This window comes from Mycobacterium sp. (genome assembly GCF_050701675.1).
In the GTDB taxonomy this organism is placed as follows: Bacteria; Actinomycetota; Actinomycetes; order Mycobacteriales; family Mycobacteriaceae; genus Mycobacterium.
In genome coordinates, this window is the sequence record NZ_JBOGDD010000530.1 from 1 (window position 1) to 8680 (window position 8680).

General features: G+C 65.9%; 11 protein-coding genes. 3 read left to right on the plus strand and 8 right to left on the minus strand.

Annotated elements, in window-relative coordinates; all coding sequences use genetic code 11:
- Window positions 1–127: 127 nt before the first annotated feature.
- Together ACRDUX_RS15975 and ACRDUX_RS15980 are read right to left on the minus strand one after the other, a co-directional pair.
- Entirely contained in the window at window positions 128–1651 is a 1524-nt protein-coding gene (locus ACRDUX_RS15975) for a flavin-containing monooxygenase (RefSeq protein WP_526414992.1), read from the minus strand.
- A gap of 36 nt (window positions 1652–1687) precedes the next feature.
- Window positions 1688–2428 (minus strand): TetR/AcrR family transcriptional regulator, encoded by a 741-nt coding sequence (locus ACRDUX_RS15980; RefSeq protein WP_526414993.1) that lies wholly within the window; start codon window positions 2426–2428, stop codon window positions 1688–1690.
- Between the two features lie 118 nt (window positions 2429–2546).
- Between ACRDUX_RS15980 and ACRDUX_RS15985 the strand changes: the two genes are divergently transcribed.
- Window positions 2547–3734, plus strand: coding sequence for an NAD(P)/FAD-dependent oxidoreductase (locus ACRDUX_RS15985; RefSeq protein WP_526414994.1), 1188 nt, complete (start codon window positions 2547–2549; stop codon window positions 3732–3734).
- Between the two features lie 20 nt (window positions 3735–3754).
- Here the strand turns inward: ACRDUX_RS15985 and ACRDUX_RS15990 are convergent, their stop codons facing one another.
- The 4 genes from ACRDUX_RS15990 to ACRDUX_RS16005 all read right to left on the minus strand — a co-directional run bounded on the left by ACRDUX_RS15990 (window position 3755) and on the right by ACRDUX_RS16005 (window position 6981).
- Window positions 3755–3904: an MFS transporter small subunit gene (locus tag ACRDUX_RS15990; RefSeq protein ID WP_526414995.1), complete on the minus strand. Its 150-nt coding sequence runs from the start codon at window positions 3902–3904 to the stop codon at window positions 3755–3757.
- Window positions 3901–5298 (minus strand): L-lactate MFS transporter, encoded by a 1398-nt coding sequence (locus ACRDUX_RS15995; RefSeq protein ID WP_526414996.1) that lies wholly within the window; start codon window positions 5296–5298, stop codon window positions 3901–3903. Before ACRDUX_RS15995 ends, ACRDUX_RS15990 begins: the two co-directional genes overlap by 4 nt.
- A 48-nt stretch (window positions 5299–5346) precedes the next feature.
- Window positions 5347–6180: a GNAT family N-acetyltransferase gene (locus ACRDUX_RS16000; RefSeq protein WP_526414997.1), complete on the minus strand. Its 834-nt coding sequence runs from the start codon at window positions 6178–6180 to the stop codon at window positions 5347–5349.
- A gap of 87 nt (window positions 6181–6267) precedes the next feature.
- Entirely contained in the window at window positions 6268–6981 is a 714-nt protein-coding gene (locus ACRDUX_RS16005; protein WP_526414998.1) for a LysR family substrate-binding domain-containing protein, read from the minus strand.
- Window positions 6982–7010: 29 nt separating this feature from the next.
- On the opposite strand from ACRDUX_RS16005, the gene ACRDUX_RS16010 reads away from it, so the two are divergent.
- Together ACRDUX_RS16010 and ACRDUX_RS16015 are read left to right on the plus strand one after the other, a co-directional pair.
- A complete protein-coding gene (locus ACRDUX_RS16010; RefSeq protein WP_526414999.1) occupies window positions 7011–7397 on the plus strand; it encodes a DUF5997 family protein in 387 nt (128 codons plus the stop codon).
- Window positions 7398–7608: 211 nt separating this feature from the next.
- Window positions 7609–7947: a helix-turn-helix domain-containing protein gene (locus ACRDUX_RS16015; RefSeq protein ID WP_526415000.1), complete on the plus strand. Its 339-nt coding sequence runs from the start codon at window positions 7609–7611 to the stop codon at window positions 7945–7947.
- Here ACRDUX_RS16015 and ACRDUX_RS16020 read toward each other — a convergent pair.
- Both ACRDUX_RS16020 and ACRDUX_RS16025 read right to left on the minus strand, forming a co-directional pair.
- A complete protein-coding gene (locus ACRDUX_RS16020; RefSeq protein WP_526415001.1) occupies window positions 7944–8411 on the minus strand; it encodes a hypothetical protein in 468 nt (155 codons plus the stop codon). The two genes, ACRDUX_RS16015 and ACRDUX_RS16020, sit on opposite strands and share 4 nt — an antisense overlap.
- A partial coding sequence (locus ACRDUX_RS16025) for a ribonucleotide reductase barrel domain-containing protein (protein ID WP_526415002.1) occupies window positions 8408–8680 on the minus strand: 273 nt, incomplete at its 5' end. The genes ACRDUX_RS16020 and ACRDUX_RS16025, both read right to left, overlap by 4 nt.

An 8680-nucleotide genomic window follows, 5' to 3' on the forward strand; every position in this document is an offset into this window, starting at 1 on the left:
CATTCCATCAGACACTGTGAACCCCAATTCGATGCGTGGCGACTAGCTCCCACGACACTACAACTGGGGTGTGACGTCGCGCCGCAACACAACTGATTGTGTTGGTGTGTCGTGTCGTCGATTCGCCTCACCGCCCCGAGAAAACGTATTCCGAGGTCTTGAACCGCCGGGTCGAAAGCCAGTACTGCCAGGTCATGCCGCTCCACAGAGTGCGGTTCACGCCGCGCTCGTCGAGGTACCAGCTCCGGCAACCTCCCGTGTTGAACACCGTGTTGGCGAGGTCGTCCTGCAACTCGTGGTTGTACTCGTCCTGGGCGGCCCGGCTGGGGGCCAGCGCCTTGGCGCGGGCCTTGTCGACGGCGGCGATCGCGTCCGCGACGTAGCGGATCTGCGACTCGATCATGAACACCACGGAGTTGTGCCCCAGCGCGGTGTTGGGGCCGAGAAGGAAGAACAGGTTGGGCATGCCGGCCACGGTGATGCCGCGGTGCGCTTGGATGCCCTCGCGGTTCCAGCGGTCCACCAGGTCTTCGCCGTCCGCCCCCTTGATGTCGACGTAGGTATAGGAGTCGGTGACGTGGAACCCGGTGGCGAACACCAGCACGTCGACCGGATGATCCTTGCCGTCGACCGTGCGGATGCCCTCGGGCACTAGCCGCTCGATCCCTTCGGTGATCACCTGGGTCTTGGGGTTCGCGATGCCGCCGTAGTAGGTGTCGGAGTTCAGGATTCGCTTGCAGCCCGCCCGGTAGCTCGGGGTGAGCGTGCGGCGCAGGTCGCGGTCGGAGACGCTGCGCCGGATGTTCCACTTGCCCAGCAGCTCACCGACTTTGAGCAGCCGGGGCTGTTGCGTCATCGCGAACCCGACGGCTTCGTGCAGCCAGTAGATCCCCGCCCGCATCAGCGCCCTGGTGCCTGGCACGTTGGAGAACATCTGGCGAGTCCATTCCGGAAACGCGTTGTTGGGTCGCGGCATCACCCAGGGCGGCGTGCGTTGGTACACCTGCAGTTCGGCGACGTCGTTCACGATCTCCGGCACGAGCTGGATGGCGCTGGCGCCGGTGCCGATCACGGCCACCCGCTTGCCTGCGATGTCGACGTCGTGGTCCCACTGCGCTGAGTGAAAGGCCACGCCGCCGGCGTCGGAGAACTCGTCCATCCCCTCGAAGTCGGGGATCAGGGGGATGTGCAGTCCACCCGCCCCGGAGATCAGGAACTGGGCGACGTACTCCTGCCCGGTGTCGGTGTACACGTGCCAGCGCATCTCGGCGTCGTCCCACTGCGCCCGATCGACGTGGGAGCCGAAGCGGACGTAGCGGCGCAGGTCGTACTTGTCGGCGACGTCCTTGAGGTAGTCGAAGATCTCCGGTTGGAACGACCACATGTGTCGCCAGTCGGCCTTCGGCTCGAAGGAGAACGAGTACATGTGCGACGGGATGTCGCAGGCGCAGCCCGGGTAGGTGTTGTCACGCCAGGTGCCGCCGATCTCGTCGGCCTTCTCGAGGATCACGAAGTCCGTCGCACCGAAGCCTTGCTTCTTCAAGGCGATGCCCATGCCGAGGCCGGAGAAACCGCTGCCGATGATGACGGCGCGGGTGTGGACCGGGTCCTTCTGCGCAGGAGTCACGCCTGCCTGTTCGGCGACCGTCATGACCCCGACGATACCTGGGAACGCGGGTACTGGGTATCAGGCCGCGGGCTCGCGGCGCCGAACACCTTCGTGCAACGGAAGGTCGGGATCGATCTTGATGCCGAGCAGCTCGCAGGTGCCGTAGATCGAGCTGAGCATGATCGTCGTCACGTGAGCGATGAAGTCTTCCCGCGGCATCCGGCGGGGGCTGTCCGTATCGGGACCAAGCCACCATTCCGTCGCTGCCGCGGCCGCGCCGAACGTCGTGAACGCGGCCAGCTCGATCGCCGCGCCGTCGAGCTCCATCTCCCGCAACTCGTTGTTGAACAGGTCGGCCATCGCCAGCGTGACGTCGCGGCCCTCGTTGAGGGCACGCATCGTCGACTCGCTCTGTTCGGCGAAGCGGCCCTGGATCAGGAAACGGCAGACGTTGGGGTGCTCGTCGACGAGGTACACGTAGTGCTCGACGCTGCGGCGGATGATCTCGCGGGCGGGGTCGGTCGTCACGTTGATGGACGGGAAGATGGCCGCCCACAACATGTCTCGAAGCCGCTCGCCAATGGCCTGGAACAGGTCCGACTTGTCGGTGAAGTGCCGGTAGATCTTCGGCTTCGCGGTGCCCGCCTCTTCGGCGATCTCACGCAGCGAGAGCTCGGGACCGAGACGGTCGATGGCGCGGAAGGCCGCGTCGACGATTTCGGCACGCACCTTCTTTCGATGCTCCCGCCAGCGCTCGCTGCGGGCGTCCACCTTCACACCGGGTGGGGTACCCGGGTGTGGTCGAGGCGGTCTGCGCACGGACTCACTGTACCGGCTGAGCCGCGCTGACCTGCCAAGACCGCGCCGTGCGACTTACCGCACCGCGCCGCCCGGGTACCATCGCTGCGGATACGGCGGAGCTAACGAGACGAGAATCATGACGCAGCGATACGACCTGGTCATTGCTGGCGGCGGGCCTTCGGGCGCCGCGGCAGCGTGGCAGGCTGCGCAGACCGGCGCCAAGGTGGTCGTCCTGGACAAGGCCGAATTTCCGCGTGACAAGCCGTGCGGTGACGGCCTGACCGCCCGCGCGGTCAGCTACCTGCAGAAGATGGGCCTCGCCGAAGAGGTCGACAAGTTCCACCGGGTCAACCGCGTGACGGTGTTCAGTCCTTCGCAATGGGAGCTCTCCTTTCCCAAGCGCCCCGGGATGCCCGACCACGGCTACGTCGCGCCCCGGCCCCAGCTGGACACGCTGCTTCTCAAGCACGCCGAGGCGGCGGGCGCCGAGGTCCGGCAGTCGTGTGAGGTGACGGGTCCCGAACTCGACGCAAACGGCCGCGTCGTCGGCGTGGTGCTCAAGAGCGGCGAAAAGGTATTCGGCGACGCGGTGATCGCCGCCGACGGCGCCTACTCCCCCATCAAGCGCGCACTGAAGATCGACTCGGAGTACAACGGCTACTCGGCGATCGCCATCCGCGCGGAGATGCCTGCCAACAAGCCGGACTCCGATTCGCTCGACATCTACCTCAACCTGAAGTTCAACGGTGACCAGCTGCCGGGCTATGCCTGGGTGTTCCCGTTCGGCGGCGGACGCATCAACATCGGGTTGGGCTACGTCAACAGCTACAAGAACTGGCAGCAGATCAACGCCACCCAGTTCATGGGTGAGTTCATGAGGACGCTACCGCCAGAGTGGGGTCTCCCGCCGATCGAGGAGCTGAAGAAGGACAAGCTGGTGCGAGCCTGGCGACTGCCGATGGGCTTCACCGCGTGGCCGCCCTGGCGTCCGGGTGTGCTGTTCACCGGCGACTCGCTCGGTGCGGGCAAGCCGGCCTCGGGCGCCGGCATCTCCAAGGCCCTCGAGTCGGGGCTGGCCGCCGGTGAGTGCGCGATCGCGGCGCTGACCAACGGCGGCCCGGACGACTTCACCAACTACGCACAGCGCATGGAAGCCGCCTGGGGCAGGGAGTACCGGCGCGGTCGCTACTTCCACAAGCTCGCGGGCATCCCTGCCGTCGCGAACAACGGGATCAAGCTGATCGACAATGCCTTCTTCCGCGACCGGATGCTCAAGGCGCTGTACAAGAAGGAACAGGGCCCGCAGCATCAGGTGAAGAAGTAGTCACTTCGAGTCGCTCGTTCTCACTGGAACAACTGTTTGGCCTTGAGGATCAGTTCGAACACGCCATAGCCGAAGGGAATGGCCACCCACAGCCAGGCCAGGGCGATGTACACCTTGGGCACCGTGGGTCGGTAGTCGTGGAGTTCGACGTCAGCCGTCTGGTCGGTCATCGCTTGCTCTCCTCGACTTTCCCGGTGCCCTCGCTGGACGGTTCGTGCCACTTCGCATCAACGGGTTTGAGGAGTTCGTTGCACACCAACGCGACGATCAGCAGCCCGATCATGATCGAGAACGACAACGTGTAGAGCTCGGGTCCCGACTTGCCCGCGGCCTTCTGGCTGTCGGCGATGGCGTTGACCATGATGGGTCCGAGGATCCCTGCGACCGACCATGCGGTGAGCAGGCGTCCGTGGATCGCGCCGACCTGAAACGTGCCGAACAGGTCGCGCAGATATGCAGGAACCGTGGCGAACCCGGCGCCGTAGAACGACAGGATCAGCAACGTGCAGACCAGGAATGCCACCTTGTTCGAGTTCTGCATCAGCGTGATGGCCAGGTACAACAGTGCGCCGATGCCGAGGTACATCCGATAGGCGTTCTTGCGACCGATCTTGTCGGACAGACTCGACCAGCCGATGCGCCCCAGCATGTTCGCCAGCGAGAGCAGTGCGACGTAGCCGGCGGCCGCCGCCGCGAGCGCGGTAGCCGCGGCACCCGCCGCTGGGAAGTAGTCCTGGTAGATCGGCGACGCCTTCTCCAGGATGCCGATCCCCGCAGTCACGTTGAAGCACAACACGACCCAGAGCAACCAGAACTGTGGTGTCTTTATCGCGTTGTTCGCCGACACCTGCCCAACGGACACCAGCGAGCCCACCGTCGGAGGCGATGGCGTCCACCCGTGCGGCTTCCAGTCCGGCCTTGGCACCCTCACCAGCAGCCACCCCAGTGACATGAATGCCGCGTAGACCAGGCCATGCACCAGGAACGTCTTGGCGATGCCCGACGAGTCGGTGCCGAAGAAGTCGAGCATCGCCGTCGACCATGGCGAGGCGATCAGGGCACCACCGCCGAAGCCCATGATCGCCAGGCCCGTCGCCATTCCTGGCCTGTCGGGAAACCACTTGATCAGAGTGGAGACCGGTGAGATATAGCCGATACCCCAACCGATTCCGCCGAGCACCCCGTAGCCGAGCAGCACCAGCCAGTACTGACGCGTGGCCAACCCGACCGAACCCACCAACCAACCGCCGGAGAAGCAGCACATGGCCGCGAACATCGCCATCCGCGGCCCGTTGCGGTCCACCCAGGTGCCGAATATCGCGGCCGACAGGCCGAGCACGACGATGCCGATGGTGAACGGCAGAGCGCTCAGCGTGCCCGAGATGCCGAGCGCGCCTTCCAACGGCTTCTTGAAGACGCTCCACGAATACGCCGCGCCGACCGACAGGTGTATCGACAGCGCCGCGGGCGGCACCAGCCATCGATTCCACCCCGGCGCAGCGACGATGCGCTCACGACTGAAGAAGGGGGCGGACCTGCCGGTTGCCTTGGTGATCGCTGTCACAATTGGGAGCCTACTCAGTCGACTGACGGGTCCTTGCGCCGCGTCCGGTCATACCGAGAACGCGTACTGCACGTGCTCGGCGACGGGCACGAAACCCAACCGACGGTAGATCCCGTTCGACACCGCGTTGGCGACGTCGGCGAACAGCACCACGTCCCGTGCGCCCTCACGGTGGGCGTGCCGCACCGCTTCGGCGGTAACCGCTGCGCCATAACCGTTTCCGCGGTACTCCGGCGACGTGTACACCGGGCCGATGCGCGACATCCCCAGAAGGCAGCCGTGAACCCGCGCCATCGCAGTGGGCGTCCCGTCCACGGTCCACAGCACGACGCGCCCGCCTGCGTCGGCGATGTCGCGGAGCACGCCGCGGCTCGCCGAAGGATTCGACTCGGCGCCGAACGCCTCGACGAAGAACGCGTCGAGCCATCCGACGAGCAACTCGCCGTCCTGGTCCCCTGCGAGTCGCGGTGCACCCACGGCACCGACGGGCGCGCTGAGCTCCTCGAGGCGATACAGCGTCTCCTGGAACTCCGGCGTCGCGCCGACGTCGGCGAACTCGGTCCATGCCTGGCTGAAAGCCGCTGCCGCGGCTGATGTTCCGCGAATGGCGGGTAGATCGGACCGCACCGGCGCGAGCGCGGCGGCTACGGCCTTCGCCGACTCTGGCGGCAGTCCGTTGACCAACAGGACCGCATCCCGCATCTGCAGTGCCGCACCGACGGTGCCGTCGCAGTCGGTCACCGACAGTAGGACGTGACCGTCCGGCCACCGCGACGTGCGCAAGGTCGTGAGCTCGGTGGTGAACAGCACGGGATCCCTCCGGTAGACCCAGCGGGCTACCGGGCCGAAGTCATCCGGCGTGGCGTACAGGCGAACGTTCACGCATTCGAGCGTGACCGAGTCGACCGCCGAATTCCACTGATTTTCCGTCGAACCGACCACGCCCACCTTGCAATAGGACGGGTTGCGTCAGTGCCGTCCGCGCTCGGCCCGGCCCGGCTTGCGGGCGATCTTCCCCGCGGCGGCGCGGGCGGCCTGCTTCGCGAGGGTCTTCTCCCGTGCGGTGCGTTTCGGCACCGACTCGGCCCGCCCTCGCGACGAACTGGGTTTGCGACCCCGCACGATTCCGATGAACTCCTCGACCAGTGCCGGCTGCTGCCCCTCCGGGACGGCGAGCGCCACGGGGCAGGTGGGCGCGTCGGTGATCGGGCGGTACACGAGGTCCTTGCGGTGGTGCAGCCGCGCCAGCGACTGCGGAACGATGAGCGCGCCGATGCCCGCAGCAACGAGTTCTGTTGCGTCCTTGGTGGTCTCGGGTCGGTGATCGACCTGGACACCGGGGGTGGCTGCCCAGGCGACGACGTCGTCGAGTGGGATCAGGATTGGTTCGCCGTCGAGGTCCGCGACGGTGACCGCATCGACGGCGCTGAGCAGGTGATCGGTCGGCACCACGACCACCGTTGCCTCCTCGTAGAGGGGGATGACGGCCACCCCAGACGTGTCGACCGGCGGTCGAAGCAGCACCACGTCGACGGTGTCGGCCCGCAATGCATCGGCCGCGTCCGCCGCGGCGACGGCATGCAACTGCAGCGGAACCTCCGGGTGGCGCTGCGCCCAGGTCCGAGCCCACTTCGCGGGCGTCACACCGGGGACGTACCCGACGGTGAGGCAGAGCGAGGTCACGCCATCAGGCTACCGATAGGCTCTAAGCCATGAGCAGGCCTGACGCGCAGTCCATGAAACCCGCCACCGCGGCGAAGAAGCTGGACGTGTACTTGCCCGCCACGCCTGCTGAGTTCCAGTCGAACCCGACCACCCGCGCCGAGCTCGCCGCCCTGCAGGCGGATCCGCCGCAGTGGCTCAAGGACCTCCGCAAGAACGGACCGCACCCGAAGAACCTGGTGGCAGCCAAGCTGGGCGTCTCGATCGCCGGTCTGGCGCGCAGCGGCATCACTGATGCGCTCACCACCGAGCAGATCAATCAGCTGCTCGAGGAGAAGCCCGAATGGCTTGTCGCAGAACGCGAGAGCTACCAGAGCGTGCTGCGCGAGGAGCGACGTTTGAAGGCGCTGCACGAGGATCAGGCCCGCGAGAATTGAGCGGCCGGAACAACTTCAGAGGCCTCAGGGTCGACTGGAGAAGATCTTAGAGCTCATCTCCGAGTGGGTGCATGCTGCGGCGGTGCGGTCGAGGTGCAGCGGCACGGTACGCACGTGTCGTGGGGCCAGGGAATCCGCGCGTTGCGGGATCAGTTGCACTGGGCGTAACATAAATGCTACACAGCGACGCGTGGCCCGAAAGGAGCCGACTATGTCAGACGCATTCAACAACATGCTCGACCGGCGTCTTGCCGATCCGGAGCGGGCGCGGGCATTCGCAGCTGAGCTTGCCCGCATCCAGGCCATCGACGCCGTGGTCAGCCAGCTTGACGCTGCGCGCGAGGAAGGGCATTTGAGCAAGGCCGAGCTTGCTCGCGCCGCGGGTGTGGAACCTAGCGCGGTGCGCCGGCTGCTGTCCGCACAGTCGGTCAACCCCACGTTGAGCACGATCGCCGAACTTGCCGCGGCCGTGGGACTCAAACTTGTACTGACACCGATGACCGAGGATGAACGTGCACAGATCACCGCCCCGATGGTGGCCGCGGTCTAGCCAGAGAGCCAACAGCGTGGGTTTCGGCGCCGGTATTCGTCGCCGAGGTCGCGTACAGCGCTGTAATCGGCTTCGGTGAACGTCGTCCGCAACGCCTTGCTCATCCCCGTGATCACGACCAGGGCCGGGCGATCTGTCTCGAGCGCCTTAGTGTCCAGGAGGCAGAACAGGCGGTAGTGGCGCCGCGGTTTACCGCCATCGACGCGGACTTCGTGCCACCCCGTCATCGAGTCATGCATCGCCTCCCAATACCCGCCCCCGGCAAATCGTTTGGGCGGCGCTTCGGCGACGGCCTTGAGGACGGCAAGCATCTTGTCGCCGATCTTGTCCGGGCAGGCCTCGACGAATTCGTAGCCGGGTACGGATCGCGCGGGATCGTCAGCGACGTGCCGTTGGAAGAACTCAACGCTGTGCGGCGCATCGGAGGACAGCCGGTGCCTGTTGCCGCCCTTGCTGCCAGTCACAACATGCAGCTGACGCAACCCTCCACCTCAGTGCCCTCCAACGCCATTTGGCGAAGACGGATGTAGTACAGCGTCTTGATGCCCTTGCGCCACGCGTAGATCTGCGCCTTGTTGACGTCGCGCGTGCTTGCGGTGTCCTTGAAGAACAGCGTCAGACTCAAGCCCTGGTCCACGTGCTGCGTGGCCGCGGCGTAGGTGTCGATGATCTTCTCGTAGCCGATCTCGTACGCATCCTGGTAGTACTCCAGGTTGTCGTTGGTCAGATACGG